This window comes from Pigmentiphaga humi (genome assembly GCF_900606115.1).
In the GTDB taxonomy this organism is placed as follows: domain Bacteria; phylum Pseudomonadota; class Gammaproteobacteria; order Burkholderiales; family Burkholderiaceae_B; genus Pigmentiphaga; species Pigmentiphaga humi.
In genome coordinates, this window is sequence record NZ_UWPJ01000013.1 from 1 (window position 1) to 16,816 (window position 16,816).

Annotated in this window: 17 protein-coding genes; 8 read left to right on the forward strand and 9 right to left on the reverse strand. The window is 67.4% G+C overall.

The annotated features are described in order from the left end of the window. Nucleotides 1–18 precede the first annotated feature (18 nt). Entirely contained in the window at nucleotides 19–207 is a 189-nt protein-coding gene (locus PIGHUM_RS07040) for a twin transmembrane helix small protein (protein WP_124078690.1), read from the reverse strand. Nucleotides 208–267: 60 nt separating this feature from the next. On the opposite strand from PIGHUM_RS07040, the gene PIGHUM_RS07045 reads away from it, so the two are divergent. Genes PIGHUM_RS07045 through PIGHUM_RS07065 form a run of 5 tightly spaced genes read left to right on the forward strand, consistent with a single transcriptional unit; the run spans nucleotide 268 to nucleotide 4,275 of the window. Further along, nucleotides 268–1,032, forward strand: a complete 765-nt coding sequence (locus PIGHUM_RS07045; protein WP_246013001.1) for an SURF1 family protein — start codon at nucleotides 268–270, stop codon at nucleotides 1,030–1,032. After that, on the forward strand, nucleotides 1,004–1,651 hold the full coding sequence (locus tag PIGHUM_RS07050; RefSeq protein ID WP_246013003.1) for an SCO family protein: 648 nt from the start codon (nucleotides 1,004–1,006) through the stop codon (nucleotides 1,649–1,651). The genes PIGHUM_RS07045 and PIGHUM_RS07050 overlap by 29 nt, the downstream gene beginning before the upstream one ends. Nucleotides 1,652–1,656: 5 nt before the next feature. Further along, nucleotides 1,657–2,709: a COX15/CtaA family protein gene (locus tag PIGHUM_RS07055; RefSeq protein ID WP_124078691.1), complete on the forward strand. Its 1,053-nt coding sequence runs from the start codon at nucleotides 1,657–1,659 to the stop codon at nucleotides 2,707–2,709. Between the two features lie 17 nt (nucleotides 2,710–2,726). Beyond that, the gene (gene cyoE / locus PIGHUM_RS07060; protein WP_124078692.1) at nucleotides 2,727–3,623 is read left to right on the forward strand and encodes a heme o synthase; all 897 of its coding nucleotides are present in this window, start codon (nucleotides 2,727–2,729) and stop codon (nucleotides 3,621–3,623) included. Nucleotides 3,624–3,672: 49 nt separating this feature from the next. Further along, nucleotides 3,673–4,275 carry an SCO family protein gene (locus PIGHUM_RS07065; RefSeq protein WP_124078693.1) on the forward strand — a complete coding sequence of 201 codons (603 nt, stop codon included), beginning with the start codon at nucleotides 3,673–3,675 and terminating at the stop codon, nucleotides 4,273–4,275. A gap of 34 nt (nucleotides 4,276–4,309) precedes the next feature. On the opposite strand, the gene PIGHUM_RS07070 is transcribed toward PIGHUM_RS07065, so the two are convergent. Further along, nucleotides 4,310–4,903, reverse strand: a complete 594-nt coding sequence (locus PIGHUM_RS07070) for a MarR family winged helix-turn-helix transcriptional regulator (protein WP_124078694.1) — start codon at nucleotides 4,901–4,903, stop codon at nucleotides 4,310–4,312. A 455-nt stretch (nucleotides 4,904–5,358) separates the two neighbouring features. On the opposite strand from PIGHUM_RS07070, the gene PIGHUM_RS07075 reads away from it, so the two are divergent. Both PIGHUM_RS07075 and PIGHUM_RS07080 read left to right on the forward strand, forming a co-directional pair. Continuing rightward, a complete protein-coding gene (locus tag PIGHUM_RS07075; protein ID WP_124078695.1) occupies nucleotides 5,359–6,879 on the forward strand; it encodes a 4-hydroxyphenylacetate 3-hydroxylase family protein in 1,521 nt (506 codons plus the stop codon). Between the two features lie 47 nt (nucleotides 6,880–6,926). Further along, nucleotides 6,927–7,487, forward strand: a complete 561-nt coding sequence (locus PIGHUM_RS07080) for a flavin reductase family protein (RefSeq protein WP_124078696.1) — start codon at nucleotides 6,927–6,929, stop codon at nucleotides 7,485–7,487. A 68-nt stretch (nucleotides 7,488–7,555) separates the two neighbouring features. On the opposite strand, the gene PIGHUM_RS07085 is transcribed toward PIGHUM_RS07080, so the two are convergent. Next, nucleotides 7,556–8,977, reverse strand: a complete 1,422-nt coding sequence (locus PIGHUM_RS07085; protein ID WP_160142194.1) for a UbiD family decarboxylase — start codon at nucleotides 8,975–8,977, stop codon at nucleotides 7,556–7,558. 14 nt (nucleotides 8,978–8,991) lie between these two features. After that, nucleotides 8,992–9,981 (reverse strand): Bug family tripartite tricarboxylate transporter substrate binding protein, encoded by a 990-nt coding sequence (locus PIGHUM_RS07090; protein ID WP_124078698.1) that lies wholly within the window; start codon nucleotides 9,979–9,981, stop codon nucleotides 8,992–8,994. A gap of 774 nt (nucleotides 9,982–10,755) precedes the next feature. Here PIGHUM_RS07090 and PIGHUM_RS07095 point away from each other — a divergent pair. Continuing rightward, nucleotides 10,756–11,739, forward strand: a complete 984-nt coding sequence (locus PIGHUM_RS07095; RefSeq protein WP_124078699.1) for a Bug family tripartite tricarboxylate transporter substrate binding protein — start codon at nucleotides 10,756–10,758, stop codon at nucleotides 11,737–11,739. Between the two features lie 28 nt (nucleotides 11,740–11,767). Here PIGHUM_RS07095 and PIGHUM_RS07100 read toward each other — a convergent pair whose 3' ends face one another. Genes PIGHUM_RS07100 through PIGHUM_RS07120 form a run of 5 tightly spaced genes read right to left on the reverse strand, consistent with a single transcriptional unit; the run spans nucleotide 11,768 to nucleotide 16,810 of the window. After that, on the reverse strand, nucleotides 11,768–12,724 hold the full coding sequence (locus PIGHUM_RS07100; protein WP_160142195.1) for a LysR family transcriptional regulator: 957 nt from the start codon (nucleotides 12,722–12,724) through the stop codon (nucleotides 11,768–11,770). A 22-nt stretch (nucleotides 12,725–12,746) separates the two neighbouring features. After that, on the reverse strand, nucleotides 12,747–13,862 hold the full coding sequence (locus tag PIGHUM_RS07105) for a 2-oxo acid dehydrogenase subunit E2 (protein WP_124078701.1): 1,116 nt from the start codon (nucleotides 13,860–13,862) through the stop codon (nucleotides 12,747–12,749). Beyond that, entirely contained in the window at nucleotides 13,859–14,863 is a 1,005-nt protein-coding gene (locus PIGHUM_RS07110; RefSeq protein WP_124078702.1) for an alpha-ketoacid dehydrogenase subunit beta, read from the reverse strand. Before PIGHUM_RS07110 ends, PIGHUM_RS07105 begins: the two co-directional genes overlap by 4 nt. Then, nucleotides 14,856–15,833 (reverse strand): thiamine pyrophosphate-dependent dehydrogenase E1 component subunit alpha, encoded by a 978-nt coding sequence (locus tag PIGHUM_RS07115; RefSeq protein ID WP_124078703.1) that lies wholly within the window; start codon nucleotides 15,831–15,833, stop codon nucleotides 14,856–14,858. Before PIGHUM_RS07115 ends, PIGHUM_RS07110 begins: the two co-directional genes overlap by 8 nt. Further along, nucleotides 15,830–16,810 (reverse strand): alpha-ketoacid dehydrogenase subunit beta, encoded by a 981-nt coding sequence (locus PIGHUM_RS07120; RefSeq protein ID WP_124078704.1) that lies wholly within the window; start codon nucleotides 16,808–16,810, stop codon nucleotides 15,830–15,832. Before PIGHUM_RS07120 ends, PIGHUM_RS07115 begins: the two co-directional genes overlap by 4 nt. Nucleotides 16,811–16,816 lie beyond the last annotated feature (6 nt).

Consider the following 16,816-nt stretch of genomic DNA (forward strand, 5'->3'; position numbering starts at 1 on the left):
CTTTAGGGGTGGGTTTCCCTATCTCCTGTACCAGCCCATCCAGTACGAGAACAGGACGAACAGGAACAGCAGGACGGACAGGCTGATGCGCAGGGTCAGGGCGCGGACCATGCGTTTGCTGTTGCCGGTGTCCCGCATCAGGAAGACCAGTGCCGAACCCAGACTGTAGAGTATGCCGATGAAGGCAATGGCGACGATGAAGCGCATCAGGTATTTCCTCCTCCAAGATGGAATTATGGCAGGGGGCGGGTGCGGGCGGTGGCTGGGGTGAACCCGCCTGCCGCAGGTCCGCATCGGTCGGGCCGGGTCTGGGTGGCGCTGGCGCTGCTGGCAGCGACCGTGGGCGTGACGGGGATGCTGGGCCGCTGGCAGTTGCACCGGGCGCAGGAAAAGCTGGCGACACTGGCCGAACTCGAAGCGGGCAGGGCGTTGCCGCCGCTGGTCCTGGATGCGGCCACGCCGCCGGCCGAGTTGAGGCCCTGGCGCCCGGCGATGGTGCGCGGGCGATGGCTGGCCGATCGGACGGTGCTATTGGAGAACCGCATGTCGGCGGGCCGCCCGGGGTTCTGGGTGGTGACGCCGCTGGCGGTCGAGCAAGGCGCTGCCGTAGCCGTGCTGCGAGGCTGGCTGCCCCGGCCGGTGCCGGACGGCCCGGTGCGGGTGCAGACGCCGCCGGGGCCGGTGGAAGTGAGCGGGGTGCTGCTGGCCCGCGTTCCGCGCCTGCTGGACCTGGGCGCGCTGAGCGGCAGGCCGCAGGCGTGGCCCGAGCCGTGGCCGCAAGCGGACGGGGCGCCGCCGCGGATGCAGAATCTCGATACCGGTGCCTACGGGCAGGCGGCAGGGTTGGCGCTGTTGCCCGCGGTGCTGGAGCAGACCGGCGCCCAGGCGGATGGCTTGCTGCGGGAGTGGGCCGGTCCGCCGGTCAATGTGGATACGCATCGCGGCTACGCGTTGCAGTGGTTTTCGTTCGCGGCGATTGCCGCCATCGCTTTTGGAGTGCTTCTTGTCCGACATTTCCGCTCGACCCGTTGATGCCCGCCGGCCCGCGCCGCGCCGGCGCTCCCTGTTCGCGCTCTATGCCGTACTGCTGGTATGCGCCGCGCCGCTGGTGGCGGCGGCGCTGGTCTATTTCCTCGATTGGCGTCCCGACGGCGCAGGAACCAATTACGGCAGCCTGGTCGATCCGCAGCGGCCGGTGCCGCCGGCGGAACAATTGCAGCTGACCGACCTGGACGGCAGCGCCTTCGACCTGCGCAGCCTGACCGGCAAATGGGTGATGGTGAGCGCCGACAGCGGCGACTGCGGCGACGAGTGCGCCAAGAAACTGTTCATCATGCGCCAGACGCACGCCAGCACCGGCAAGAACGTCGGCCGCATCGAGCGCGTATGGCTGATCCTGGACGATGAACCGGTGCCGACCATCGTGATCCGGGCCTACGAAGGCGCGCACATGGTGCGGGCCAATGCCGAGCAGGTGGCGCGCTTCCTGGCGTTGCCGGACGGCACGCGGCCTTCGGCGCAGGCGCTCAAGCAGCACATCTGGCTGATCGATCCGCGCAACAACCAGATGCTGCGCTTTCCCGAAAATCCGGATCCCCTGCGGCTGCGCGACGACATCGGCAAGCTGCTGCACGCGTCGCGCATCGGGTAGCGGACATGGCAACCCTGCAGACGCCCGGGGCGCGGGCCAGCCGCATCCGGGCACGTTACGCCAGGCTGGTGGCCGTAACGATGTTCCTGACTTTCGATCTGATCATGTTCGGCGCCTTCGTCCGCCTGACCGATTCTGGCCTGGGCTGTCCCGACTGGCCGGGCTGCTACGGCAACGCCTCGCCCATCGGCGCGCGGCACGACATCCACGCCGCCGCCACGGCCTTGCCGGACGGGCCGGTTACCCTGTCCAAGGCCTGGATAGAGATGATCCACCGCTATGCCGGCACCGTTCTGGGCATGCTGATCATCGCCATCGTCGTGATGGCGTGGCGGCATCGCAAGACGCTGGCGCAGTCGCCGCTCCTGGCCACCGTCATCCTGCCGGCGGTCTGCCTGCAAGGGGCGTTCGGCGCCTGGACGGTCACGCACCAGCTCATGCCTGTGGTCGTCACGGTCCACCTGCTGGGGGGCGTCAGCCTGCTGGCGCTGCTGACCTGGCTATCGGCTAGACAGACGACCCTCCCGCAAATCCCGCCGTCGGCCCGCAAATGGCGCGGCTATGCGGCGCTGGGCCTGGTGCTGCTCTACGCCCAACTGGCGCTCGGTGGGTGGGTGAGCACTAACTACGCTGCCTTGGCCTGCCTGGACTTCCCCACTTGCCACGGGGAGTGGGTGCCGGACATGGATTTCCACGGCGGCTTTTCCATCCTGCGGGCGCTGGGCGAGCTGCCATCGGGCGAGATCATTTCGCAGAGCGCGTTGACGGCGATCCATTGGGTCCACCGCAATTTCGCGTTCGTCGTACTGATCTACCTGGGCTGGCTGGCGCTCAAGCTGCGCCGCTACGAGGGGCTGGCGGGTCCGTCGCGCGCGCTGCTGGCGATGCTCGGGGTGCAGCTCCTGACGGGGCTGACGAATATTTTCCTGCATTGGCCTATAGTGGTCGCCGTGCTGCATAACGGCGGGGCCGCCGTGCTGACCCTGCTTTGCGTTACGCTGATGGTCCGGCTCGGCCGTGCGCGCGCTGGGTCCGCGGACGGCATGCGCACGATTTGATGGGTTTTGGGTTTTTCATGGAAAGCATTAGTGTGTCCAACGTCGGTCTGCGGCTTCGCCAGTATTGGGTACTGACCAAGCCGCGCGTCAGCCAGCTCGCGGTGTTCTGCGCCGTGATCGGCATGTTCCTCGCCACGCCGGGCGTTCCGCCCTGGGGTACGGTGGTGGCCGCAACCGTGGGCATCTGGCTGCTGGCGGCGGCCGCTTTCGCGATCAACTGCCTGATCGAAGAGCAGATCGACGCCCGCATGGCCCGCACCGCCCACCGCCCATCGGCGCGCGGCGACATCGGCGCGCTGCAGATCATCGGCATGTCGGGCGTGGTCGGCGGCCTGGGCATGGCGATCCTCTATACCCTCGTGAACCCGCTCACGATGTGGCTGACCTTCGCCACCTTCGTCGGCTATGCGGTGATCTATACCATCATCCTCAAGCCTCGCACGCCGCAGAACATCGTGATCGGCGGTCTGTCCGGCGCGATGCCGCCGGCATTGGGCTGGGCCGCCGTGGCCGACAGCGTGCCGGCCGAGGCCTGGTTGCTGGTGATGATCATCTTCGTCTGGACGCCGCCGCATTTCTGGGCGCTGGCCCTGTATCGCACGCGCGACTACGAGAAAGCCGGCCTGCCCATGCTGCCCATCACCCACGGCGCACAGGTCACCCGCCTGCACATCCTGCTGTATTCGGTGGCGCTGCTGGCGACCACCGTGCTGCCCTACGTGATCCGGATGAGCGGGATGTTCTACCTGGTATGCGCCGTGGCGCTGGGAGCGGTGTTCATCGGCTATGCCTGGAAACTTTATCGCCATTACAGCGACGAACTCTCACGCAAGCTGTTCCGTTATTCCATCCTGTACCTGGCGCTGCTGTTCGCCGCATTGCTGCTCGACCATTGGCTGCCGGCCTGGACCTGAGCGCAGGCGACGCCAGCGCCGTTTTTCCTGGTTGCCACGAGGTTCCCGCATGAGCGCAGATTTGTCCGTCTCCCGCCGTTTCGTCCTGCGCGCAGGCGCCGCCGCCGTTGCCGCCGCCATGCTGGCCGCGTGCCAGAAGCAGCCGTCGTTCAAAAGCACCGACGTCAGCGGCTCGGACCTGGGCACCGATCTCTCCCTGGACGACTTCAACGGCAAGCCACGCAGCCTGCAGGATTTCAAAGGCAAGGCGCTGGTCGTGTTCTTCGGTTTCGCCCAGTGCCCGGACGTCTGCCCGACCGCCCTGGCCGACCTGGCCCAGGTCCGGGAACTGCTGGGTCCGGATCGCGACCGCCTGCAGGTCGTTTTCGTGACTGTCGATCCCGAGCGCGATACGCCCGAGGTCCTGCGCCAATACGTCACCCAGTTCGATCCCGGCTTCCTCGCCCTGCGCGGCGACGACGTCGCCACCGCCCGCGTGGCCAAGTCCTTCAAGGTCTATTACGCCAAGGTTCCCGGCAAGGAGCCCGGCTCGTACACCATGGACCACACCGCCGGCCTCTACATCTACGATCCCCAAGGCCACCTGCGCCTGTTCGCCCGCCACACCGCCGGCCCCGAAGCGCTGGCCAGCGACATCCGCCAACTGCTGTAGCCGCCATCTTTCCGGAAAGGGCGGCGCGGCGGATCTACTTCTTGCCGCGCGGGCCCGGCGCGGGTGGCGGCGGCGCGATCTCCATCATGTCGCCCCACTTCACTTCGGCCAGCACGCGCTCGGAATTGAGCACCAGCGTCTTCATCGCGCGGGTGACGACGGTCAGCTCTTCGGCGGTGATGCCTTGGAACAGATGGTCGTTCACCTTGCGCACCAGCGGCGATATGCGGGCGACCTCGGCCTCGCCGTTGGGCGAGAGCGAGACCAGCACGCTGCGGCCGTCGGCGTGGTTGGGGCGCTTGACCAGCAGCTTCTTGCGGATGAGCCGCCCGACCTCGGTCGTGACATGGGGCGCGGCCAGCCGCACATGCTCGGCGAGCTCGCGGATGGTGACGCCTTCCGCGCCCTGTTTGTAGGCCGTGCCCATCAGCACCGCGAACTGGCTGCCGGTGAGCGTCATCGCCTTGCTGAACACTTCGCGGCAGGACATCAGGGCATCGAGCGCACGCACGATGCCGTAGATGCTTTCGCGAAAGACCTGGTCGGAACCGTTGTCGATGAACTCCCGCCGCGAGGTGGTGGCGGGGGGTTGGTAGGAAGCCGGTTTGGGACTGCGGGAAGTGCTCATTCGAGACTGGGCGTCAACATTCGAAAAGGGGCTGCCGGACCGGCCGGCGCTCGCGCGCGGCCGGTCCGGCGCGCCGAAGCATGTTTATACCAGCTATGCCTTTTCAGGTGGCGCGGGTCCCGGGCGGCTTCGTATCCGATCGTCGCCCCGGTCCTGGGGAACGCCTCGACGCCGGGACGCAGCCTCCCGGGCTGGTCATGCAGGAGGCAATGCCGGCAAAGACTCCCGCCGTGACGCTTGATTAGTTACATTTTGTATATAAAACATGAATATAATTGGGCGGCTGCACGCCTTGGAGAAGCCATGTCGAAGAATGCGTGGCAACTTGGGCGAAACCGGTTGACACCCGCCAATTTAATTACATAATATACATACATTATGTATGTAAATCGCTGGCGGATTCAGTGGCTTGCATATCTTCCGATGCTTACCGAGTGACCTGTGGAGACCTCTCAATGAATGCCCAATCCAAGCGCGAGATGACCAATCTGGAGCCGCGTCCGTCCAGCAGCCAGGCCGGCGGGTTGCGCCCCGGCGATGAATATCTGCGTTCGTTGAACGACGGCCGCGCGGTCTACATGGACGGCCAGCTGGTCAAGGACGTGACCCGCCATCCGGCCTTCGCGGCTTCTGCCCGGTCCGCGGCCCGCCTGTTCGATACCGCCGCCGATCCGTCGCTGCGCGAACGCATGACTTTCGTGTCTCCGAGCAGCGGCAACCCGGTGCTGCGCGCCTACCAGATTCCCCGGACCCATGCCGACCTGAAAGCCAAGCGCCTGGCGTCGGAGACCTGGTCCGAAGGCAGCTTCGGCATGATCGGCCGCACGCCGGATCACGTGGCGGGCTTCTTCACGGGCTATGCCGCCGTGCCGGAAGTATTCGCCGCGGGCGGCCAGCAGTTCGCCGACAACGTGGTCGGCTTCTACGAACACCTGCGCGAGAACCATCTGTGGGCCACCTACGCCATCGTGCCGCCGCAGATCGACCGCAGCAAGCCGGCGCACAAGCAGACCGATCCCACGCTGTATGCGGGCGTGGTCAAAGAGCGCGACGACGGCATCGTGATCTCGGGTGCGCAGCAGCTGGCCACCGCGGGCGTGCTGTCCGATTATCTCTACCTGAGCTGCATTCATCCCCTGCAGCCGGGCGACGAGAACTATGCCATCGGCGTGGCCCTGCCCATGAACGCTCCCGGCATGAAGCTGTATCCGCGGCGTTCGTTCGCGCTGCAGGCCGCCAACTCGTTCGACTACCCGCTCAGCAGCCGCTTCGACGAAACGGATTGCTTCGTGGTGTTCAAGGATGTGTTCGTGCCCTGGGAGCACGTTTTCATCTACCGCAACACCCAGGTCTGCCGCGACCAGTGGTGGAGAACGCCGTCGCATGCGTATGGCAACCTGCAGGCGCAGGCCCGCTACGCCACCAAGCTGCGCTTCATGATGGGCCTGGCCAAGCGCATGAACGAGATGACCGGCAACGACGCCCACCCCCAAGTACAGGTGCAGATGGGCGAGATGGCCGCCCAGGTGCAGCTGGTCGAGTCCATGCTCGAGGCGCAGGAAACCCGCGCCACGATCGACGCCAAGGGCGTGGTATGGCCGTGCGCCAAGTCGCTCTACGCGATCATGGCGCTGCAATCCGAGATGAATCCGCGCATGATCGACATGATCCGCGAACTGACCGGCGCCGCCATGATCTCGCTGCCGTCGTCGCTGCAGGACCTGGAAAGCCCCGAGACTGCCGGGGACATCGAGCGCTACATGCGTTCGGCCAACTCGGATGCCCGCTCGCGCATCGCGCTCATGCGCATGGCCTGGGACTTCATCGGCACCGAGTTCGGCAACCGCAGCCAGCAGTACGAGAAGTTCTACGGCGGCGCGTCGTTCCTGGTGAAGCAGAACATGTACCGCTCCTACGACTTCGCGCGCGGCACCGCCATGGTGGACGCCGCCTTGAATCTGCCGCCGGAACTGTAATCGCCACGGGCCCCGCCGGCGCGGCGGGGCCCCGACTGGAAGAGCCCATGAATACGCCCGACGGTTTCAATTCGACGTTCGACAGCCGGCAATTCCGCAACGCCCTGGGCATGTTCGCCACCGGCGTGGCGGTGGTGGCCTGCGTGGCCGATGACGGCACTCCGCTGGCCAGCACGGTGAGTTCGTTCAATTCGGTGTCGCTGGATCCGCCGCTGGTGCTCTTCAGCCTGGCCAACTCGGCGCTGTCGCTGAAGTCATGGCTGAACACGCCGCACTATACGGTCAGCCTGTTGCACACCGACCAGGCCGACTTGTCGAATCGCTTCGCCAAGGCGGGGTCCGACAAGTGGCAGGGCGTGCGGCCGGTTCGCGGTCCGTCGACCGGCTTGCCGCTATTGCCCAACGCGCTGGCCTGGTTCGAGTGCGCGGCCTACGGGCAGCACGACGGCGGCGACCACACCATCATGGTGGGCCGCGTGCTGTCTTTCCGCACGCGCCAGCTGTCCGACGACCAGCCGCTGGTGTTCTACAAGGGCCGCTACCGGAGGCTTGCGCAAGAGGCGGAGCCGGTCGCGGCCGACGACGGGCTCTACCTGCACGCCTGGTAGGCCGGATCGCCGGGTGAACGCAGAAAGGCCGGCTCTTCGCGGAGCCGGCCTTTCTGCCGTGCGCGCCCTCAGCCGCGCAGCAGGTCCAGCCACTTGTCCTCGACCGCGCGGCGCTCCTGGACGTCCAGGGCCGAAGGGATCGGGAACTGCTCGCGCCAGACGTAGGGCCGGGTGGCATCGAGGATGAGCTTCGAGTTGGAGCTCACCCCCAGCTCCTTCAGCGCCGGCGGTATGCGCGGATCGAGCGCGGAGCTCCAGCCATTGCGCAGGATGTCCACCGATTCGCTCGGTTCGCAGCGCGTGGCGACGGCCCACATCACCTCGTTCAGGTTGGACGGGTCGATGTCCTCGTCCACCACCACGACCAGGCGGCCCATGTAGGCGTTGCCGGCCGCCACCATGGCGGCGCGGCGCGCGTGGCCGTCGTAGCGCTGCTTGAGCGCCACCACCGTCATCAGCGAGGACATGTGCTGCCAGATACCGGTGATGTCGCTCACGCCGGCGGCCGTCAGGCTGGCCCACATGCCGCCCACCCGCATCGGCACGCCGACGTGGAAGTGGGGCGGCTTGAGCGGCGGCGAACCGAGCAGGATGGGATCGTCTCGATAGTGCAGGCCGAGCACCTCCATGACCGGCGCCGGCCGTTTGTCGTCGGCGTAATAGCCGGTGAATTCGGCGAACGGCCCTTCTTCCAGGGCGTCCGTGCTCATCGGCAACAGTTCGCCTTCCAGCACGATCTCGGCATCGGCGGGGATCGGCAGGCCGGTGACGGGCCCCGGACACACCGCCAGGGGCTCGCCCCGGATCGCGCCGGCGAACTCCAGTTCGCTCGCGCCCAGCGGCAGAGATTCGAAACCCGCCATGAACAAGGCCGGATCGCCGCCGTTGACCACGGCCAGCGGGCACGGCCGGCCACGGTCCCAATACTTCCTGGCGATCACCGCCCCGTGCCGCCCCATGTGGTCGAACTGCACGGTCACGCGGCGCGGGCCGTGCACCTGCACCCGGTAGATCGAGGCATTGATCCAGCCGGTATCGGGATCGCGCATGACGACGATGCTGCCCGCGCCGATGTAGGGGCCGCCGTCCTGCCGATGCCAGACCGGCGCGGGAATGGCGGTGACGTCGACCGCGTCGCCGGTCAGGCTGTGCTCGAAGCAGCGGCCGTCCGCCGTTTCCGCCGGCGCCAGCATGCGCAGCGCCTGGCGCTTCTTCAGCCACGCCTCGAGTATTTCCAGCGGCCGCTGGCGCGGATCCAGGCGCAATGCCAGGGCCGAGCGCTGCGGCGTCATCAGCGGGTTGCTGAACACGCGGAAGCCGGGCTCATGCCCGGGGATGTGGTCGAACAGCAGCGCGGGCGGCACCGGCATCCCCGCCGCCACTTCGGTCACGGCGCCGATCTCGCCGTTCTTGTCGGCTTCGCGAACGTGCCGCAGCTGCCCCAGCTTGTCCACTTCGGCGATGAAGCCGCGCAGATCCGTAAACGTCATGACGGTCCTTCCGTTCATTCGGGCTTGATGCCGACGTCGGCGATCAGCTTCGACCAGCGCCGGGCCTCGCCTTCCACGTACTCGGCGGATTTTTCCACGGACTGGTAGGAAATCGTGTCGCCCGCCTTGGAGATCGATGCCCGGGTCTCCTCGTCGGCCAGCACCTTGCCCAGCAGCCGGTTGAGCTTCTCGACGACCGGTGCGGGCGTGCCGGCGGGCGCCATCAGCGCGGTCCAGAAATAGGAATTGAAGCCGGGCACCGTTTCCGCCACCGTGGGCAGGTCGGGGAATTCGCTGCTGCGCTCGGCGCCGGTGGTGGCGATGGCGCGCATCATATTCTGCTGGATATAGGACTTGGACGCCGAGATCGCCGACATCGTGAACTGGACCTGGCCGGCGACCAGGTTGGTCACCGCCGGGCTGGCCCCCTTGAACGGCACGTGCAGCACATCGACGCCGCTGAGCGACTTCAGCAGTTCGCCCGATACGTGCGGCATGGAGCCCACGCCCGGGGTGGAATAGCTCAGGGTGCCCGGCTTCGCCTTGGCCAGGGCCAGCAGTTGCGGCAGGTTTTCGGCCGGCAGCGTGGGGTGGGTGGACATCACCAGGGGCGAGCGCGTGACGGTGGAAACGGCGACGAAGTCGCGCTTGATGTCGTAGCCCACGTTGGGCATGAGGCCGGTATTGATCGCAAAGCTGGGATCGGCCAGCAGCAGCGTATAGCCGTCCGGCGCGGCGCGCCTGACGAAGCCGGCGCCGATCGTGCCTCCCGCGCCGGGCTTGTTCTCGATCACCACCGACAGGTTCAGTTCTTTCGTCAGTTGCCGCGCCACGATGCGAGCCACGTTGTCCGTGCCGCCGCCGGGCGCGAATGCCACCACCACGGTAATGGGCCGTTCGGGAAACTCGGCGCGGGCCGCGCCCGGTGCGGACAGGCCGGCACCGAACAGGCATGCCACGAGGGTGAGGACGGTCTGAGGCAGGCAGGATAGTGGTTTAAGCATCGCAGGACTCCTCTTTCAGTGAGAGTGGAAGCCAAACGATATCCAATTTATGACGATTTATCTACATAATTAAGTATATTTTTTATGTATATGCCGTATGGAGTTCAGGTTTTCCATTCAGGACACGATGGATAGGCGGTCTGGATGCAGCCGGAGCGGAAGGGCGCGCGGATGAAAAACGGATTGGTCGGGAAGGGGGGAAGCGCGGAGAAAAAAAGAACGGGACACCGAGGGTGTCCCGCCAAATATCCGCCTCAAGTGGGGGGGAGGGAGGAGAAAGCAGAGGCGGATGTATTGGCTGGTACCGGCACACTGCGCCGGAAGGAATGCCGAAGCGGGGGGAAGCCCGGCATCCCGACACATGGGCGTTGCACCCAAAGCGTGTCCCAACTAAGAGGTTAGGTGCGCCTTTGCCGGATAAGTTCATCCGGCAACTCGTGGTTTCACGTAAGTATCCGGCAGAAATGTAACGTCTTATGACGACGCCCGGCGTGCCCCGTGGCGCGCCGATGCTGGCGGCCGGACAGCCAGAGCATGCACCACGTGCATACCGTACATGGCCGATATCCCTGGCCGGCTCCGCTTCTTCCAATGAAATCAAGGCTTCGCGGCGCGCCGTCGGGGCGTCTCGCCTGCTCATGGGGGCTGCCCGCAGTTGACGCGGCAGGGCCAGCCGGTAGGCTGTGATCCTGAGAACAAGGCGTCCAGCCCGCATCGCTGCGGAAGAGACCGCCGCGCCACTGATCCGATTCAATCCAGGAGAGGCGAGGAGACATGCGTTACACCACATCATGCAAGGTGCTGCTCGCGGCGTCGATGGCTGCGGGCTCCGCCGTCCAGGCAGCGGATTCCCAGGCCGACGACTATCCGCGGCATACCGTCACGCTTTACGTATCGACATCGCCGGGCGGCGGCCCGGACATCCTCGCGCGCGCCCTGGCCGAGAAGCTGCGCGAGAAATGGGGCCAGCCGGTGGTGGTCGAGAACCGTCCCGGCGGCGGGCAGAACGTGGGCGCGGAAGCGGCGTCGCGAGCCACGCCCGACGGCTATACCTTGCTGGTGAGCCCCCAGGGCGCACTGGTCGCCAACAAGAGCCTGTACCGCAAGCTCGCCTACGATCCCGACGCGCTGGAACCGGTGTCCATCCTGGCCAAGGTGCCGGTGGTGCTGGTGGTGAATCCGAAGGTGCCGGCCCGCTCCGTACCCGAACTCATCGAATACGCCAAGGCGAACCCCGACCGGTTGAACTACGCCTCCTCGGGCAGCGGCTCCACGCCGCACCTCACCGCCGAGCTCTTCAAGACCAAGGCCGGGGTACAGCTCATCCACGTGCCCTACAAGAGCAATCCGCTCGCCGTGACCGATCTGATCGGCGGCCAGGTGGACATGATGTTCCTGGACCTGGGTGCGGTGCTGCAGCACATCCGCGGCGGCAAGCTGCGCGCCCTCGCGGTGGCCACCGACGCCCGCAGCCGCGATCTGCCCGACGTGCCGACCATGAACGAGCTGATTCCCGGCGTATCGGTCGCTCCCTGGTGGGGCCTGGTGGCGCCGCCCAAGACTCCGCCGGCCATTGTCGCCAAGGTGTCGGCGGCGGTGGACGCCGCGCTCAAAGAGCCGGAAATCGTCAAACGCCTGGCCGACATGGGCCAGCTGGAGGGGGTGGGAGGCACGCCGGAGCAGGCGGCGAGCTTCATGACGCAGGAGCGCAAGCTATGGGGAGACCTGATCCGTTCCGCGGGCATCACGGTGGACTGAGCCGCTTCTCCTGGCGGCGTGCGGCGTCCTATCCGGGCGGGACCGGCGACGCCGGCGCCCGCCGGGGAAAGAGGTCGGCCAATGTGCTGCGCAGCCACTGGCATCCGGCGTCGTCATGCAGGGCACGATGCCAGAATATGCGCACCGAGGCAGGCGGAACCTTGAACGGCAGCGGCACCGCGACCAATCCGGCCGTTTCTGCAAATATCTCGGCGATCGCCAGGGGCAGTACCGCGATGATGTCGGTCCCGCTCAGCACGAAGGGCGCGACCAGGTAATTGGGCGCGGTGGTGACGACCTTGCGGCGATGCGCGTTGGCGCCCAGCGCGCGGCGCACCATCGAGTCGCCAATGGCGGGAAGGTCCACGGCGAGGTGCCGGGCGCCCAGATAGTTCTCCAGCGTCAGGTCGTCCCGCAGGGGGTTGTCCTTGCTCATCATGCACACCTGCGGGTCTTCGAACAGCAGGCGCTGGACGAAGTCGCGATGCGTTTCCGGCAGCACCGCGACGGCCAGGTCCGCCTGGCCGGCTTCGAGCGCGTCGCGGTAAGTGCGCAGCGGCTGGTGGGTGCGCAGCGGGTGGCGGTTCGAGGCGACCTTGACCGCATAGCCGTTCTGGTGGATGAAGCGCAGCAGGCGCGGCATCACCAGGAATTCCACGATGTCGGGCATCAGCAGGCGGAACTCGCGCGTGGAGGTCGCCGGATCGAACGGCTGGGCGCGATCCAGTACGGCCTGCAGCTCATCGAGTGCGCGGGTGGCGGGACCCAGCAGCATCGCGGCCAGCGGCGTCGGCCGCATGCCGTGCGTGGTCCGGACGAACAGCGGGTTGTCGAGGCTGGTGCGCAGCCGGGCCAGCGCATGGCTGATGGAGGATTGCGCCAGGCCGAGGCGTTCGCCGGCGCCGGTGACGCTGCCTTCCTGCATCAAGGCAACGAAGACCTTGAGCAGGTTCAGATCCAGCTTGCTGACGTCGATTTTGCTCATGTGCAAGCGCCGAGGCGTTTTTTCACAGCAGCATTGTAAGGATGCGCTCCAGCGATTGCTTGATATCGGCGAGGAACGCGGCCGCCGCCGCGACATCGACGAGGCCTGGGTCGACGGTCAGCGTGCAGCTCATGACCGTGGCCACGGCCACGCCGTCGCCACGAGCGACGGGGCGGCGCTCGGCCGCGCCCAGGCTCAGCGTGCAGGCCCGCGCCGCCTGAACGGGGGCCGAACATGTGCGCACGCCCCAGCGGCCGGCGTCCAGCACCGCGAACGTGCCGCCCCGGCTCTGCTCCGGCACGAGCGCGCCCTGGCGCGCGGATTCCTCCAGCGCGCGCATTTCCTCCGACAATTGCACGATGCCCTTGTCCTGCGCACGCAAGAGCACCGGCATCGCCAGGCCATCGGGCGTGGGGACGGCGACGGCGATGTTCGCGTCGGCGTGCCGGACCGTCGAGCCGTTCTCCCGGGTGGCGTTGACCTGGGGGAAGCGGTTCAATGCCCTGACGCAGGCGGCGACGACGAAGTGTTCCAGCGCGAGCCGCAGGCCTTCGCCGTTCAGTTCGCTCATCCACTGCGCCAGGTCGTCCACCTCGCAATCCACGGTCAGCCGCACGCAGGCATCGCCGGAAGGCGCATCGGCGGGGGCATGTGCCCGCCGGGATTCCGCCGCATTCATCACGTCGGCCTTGAGCACGCGGCCGCCCGGGCCGCTGCCGGCAAGGCGGCTGGCGTCCACGCCGAGTTCGGCCGCCAGCCTGCGCGCGATCGGCGTCACCGCCTTTCTGGCCTGCGGCGGATCTGCGCGCGCGCCGGTCTGAGGAATTGCCGCGGAGGGCGTCGCCGCGGGCGGCTCGCGTTCGGGCGCGCGGGGCGGGGCGGGCGCGCGCGCCTCGCCGCCGTCGCCCAGCATCGCGATGGCGGTCCCCACGGCAACCGGCGCGCCGTCCGCCGGCACCAGAATGCGTTCGAGCACGCCGTCGGCGGCTGCCTCGACTTCCATCACGGCCTTGTCGGTCTCGATCTCGACCAGGATGTCGCCCGCGCGTATGTCTTCCCCTTCTTTCTTGCGCCAGCCGACGATGCCGCCCTCGGTCATCGTCGGCGACAGCGCCGGCATCAGCAAGGGAGTGCTCATCGCCGCTCGCTTCCGTCGCGGCCGACGAGGGCGCGCACGGCCGCGACGATCCGGTCCGCGTCCGGCTGCACCAGCGGCTCGAGCGTGCGGCTCATCGGAATGGGGATGTCCTCCGCGCCCAGCCTGCAAACGGGCGCGTCGAGCCAGTCGAAGCCTTCTTCCGACAGCATCGCCGCTATCTCGCCGCTGACGCCGTAGCTGCGCGGCGCGCCGTCCACCACCAGGGCGCGGTTGGTCTTGCGCAGCGAGGCCAGCAGGGTGTCTTTGTCGAGCGGCACGAGCGTGCGCGGATCGATCACCTCGGCCGAGATGCCCTGGCCGGCCAGCTTGTCCGCCGCCGCCAGCGCATGGGAGCGCATCCTGCCCAGCGCGATGATGCTGACGTCGCTGCCGGGGCGGGCGATCTCGGCCTGGCCCAGCGGGACGACGTAGTCGCCTTCAGGCACGGTGTCTTTCATGCCGTACAGCAGGCGATCTTCGAATACGAGCACCGGATTGTCGTCGCGGATCGCCGCGGCGAACAGGCCCTTGGCATCGGCCGGCGTCGCCGGCAGCACGACCTTCAGTCCCGGTACATGCGCTGCCCATGCGTACAGGCTTTGCGAATGCTGCGGCCCGAGGTTGGCGCCGGTGCCCATGGTGGTGCGCAGCACCAGCGGCACCCGGAAGGCGCCGTTCGACATGTAGTGGACCTTGGCCGCCTGGTTCACCAGCTGATCCATGACCAGCGTGATGAAGTCGCCGAACATGACCTCGAACACCGGTCGCATGCCGGCCATCGCCGCGCCGACGGCGATGCCGAACGCGCCGGGTTCGGAAATGGGCGTGTCGATGACGCGGCCGGCGCCGAATTCGTCGAACAGCCCTTCGGTCTGGAGGAACACGCCGCCGGCGGCGCCGACGTCCTCGCCGATGACGACGACGTTGGAATCGGCGCGCATTTCGCGTTGCAGCGCCTCGATGACCGCGGCGCGGTAGGTGATGGCGCGCTGCTCAGGCATAGACGAACCTGCTCAACTGGTTCGCGTCCGGCTCGGGGCTGGCCTTGGCGAAGTCGGCGGCTTCGCGCACCCGGCGCGATGCCTCCTGCCGCAGGGCATCCAGTTCTTCTTCCGTGGCGGCCTGCTGCTCGAGCAGCAGGCGCTGCAGTTTAAGGATGGGGTCGCGGGCCTGCCATTGCTTCACTTCGTCATCGTCCTTGTAGGCCTGCTTGTCGCCGACGTGGTGGCCGCCGTAGCGGTAGGTATTGAAGATCAGGAAGGAGGGGCCGTCGCCGCGGCGCGCGCGGGCGATGGCCCGGTGCGCGGCGTCCAGCACCGTCAGCACGTCCATGCCGTCGAGAATGTCCGAGGGAATGTCGAAGACTTCGCCGCGGGCGGGGAGGCTCTTGCCCGCGGTCACGTCTTCCAGCGCGGTGTACTCGCCATAGCCGTTGTTCTCGCACACGAAGATCACGGGCAGCTTCCAGATGGATGCCATGTTCATGACTTCGAAGGCGATGCCCTGGTTCAGCGCGCCGTCGCCGAAGAAGCACATGGCGACCCGGTTTCCGCCCGCGTGCCTGGCTGCCAGCGCCGCGCCGGCGGCCAGCGAAATGCCGCCGCCGACGATGCCGTTGGTGCCCAGGTTGCCGGTGGACGGATCGCTGACGTGCATCGAACCGCTGCGGCCGCCGCAGTAGCCGTCGCGCTTGCCGAGGATCTCCGCCAGCAGGCGGTCGGGGCGCATGCCTTTGGCCAGGCAGTGCCCATGCCCGCGGTGGCTGCTGGCGATGTAGTCGTCGTCGTTCAGGAAGTAGCAGGCGCCGACCGCGGTGGCCTCCTGCCCGGCGCACAGGTGGGCCAGCCCGGGAACGGTGCCCGAGGTCGCCAGACGCCTGACCTGCTCCTCGAATTCCCGTATCAGGACCATGCGCGAATAAACGTCCCGCAACTGCTCTGGCGTCAGAGCCGGCGCCGGTGTGCTGCTCATGCGCGAGCCTGCATCATGGCATGCGCCAATTGCGCGATCTTGGCGGCATCGGGCGTGATCGCCGCTTCCAGGCCGGGACTGCAGGCGACGGGCGCGTCGGCCCGCGCCAGCCGGCGTGGCGGCTGCTTCAGATAGGACATGCCATGTTCGGCCACCGAGGCGACGACTTCCGAGGCGACGCCGCAGCGCAGCGGGCATTCGTCCACCACGAGCAGCCGCCCGGTCTTCGCCACCGATTCCAGCACGGCCGCCTGGTCGAACGGCACCAGGGTGCGCAGATCCACCACTTCCGCGTCGATGCCGTCGCCGGCCAGCACGTCGGCGGCCTTAAGCGCCTCCTGCACCATGTACGAGGTGGCGACCACCGTCACGTCCCGGCCCGTCCGCTTGACGTCGGCGCGGCCGAACTCGATCTCGTAGTCGCCGGCGGGCACTTCGCCCTGCATGGCCATCAGCTTGGCATGGTTGAGTATCACCGTGGGATTGTCCGATTTCAACGCGCGGCGCACCAGGCCCTTGACGTCGCGGGGGCTGGCCGGCAGCACGATCTGCAGGCCCGGGCAGTTCCACAGCATGGATTGCGGACTGCTGCTGTGTTGCGCCGCTCCGCCGCCGCGCACGCCGTGCAGCATGTGGTACACGACCGGGGCCTTGATCTGCCCGCCCGACATCAGATGCGCCACCGCCGCTTCGTTGGTGATCTGCGACCAGGCCAGCAGCGAGAAACTGGCGGTGCCCAGGTCGACGAAAGGCCGCGAGCCGGCCATTGCGGCGCCCGCGGCGAGGCCGGCGATCGCGGCCTCGGCGATGGGGCCGTCGACCAGGCGGTCCGGGAATTCTTGCGTGATCCGGTCGACGAGGCGCCGTGCCGGTCCGATGCCCAGCAGCGCGCTTCCGATCATGGTGACCGCCTCGTCATGCTGCAGCGCCTCGCACAGCCCGTCGATGAGGGCCTCGGCGAAAGTCATGGTTGGCATGCGCCC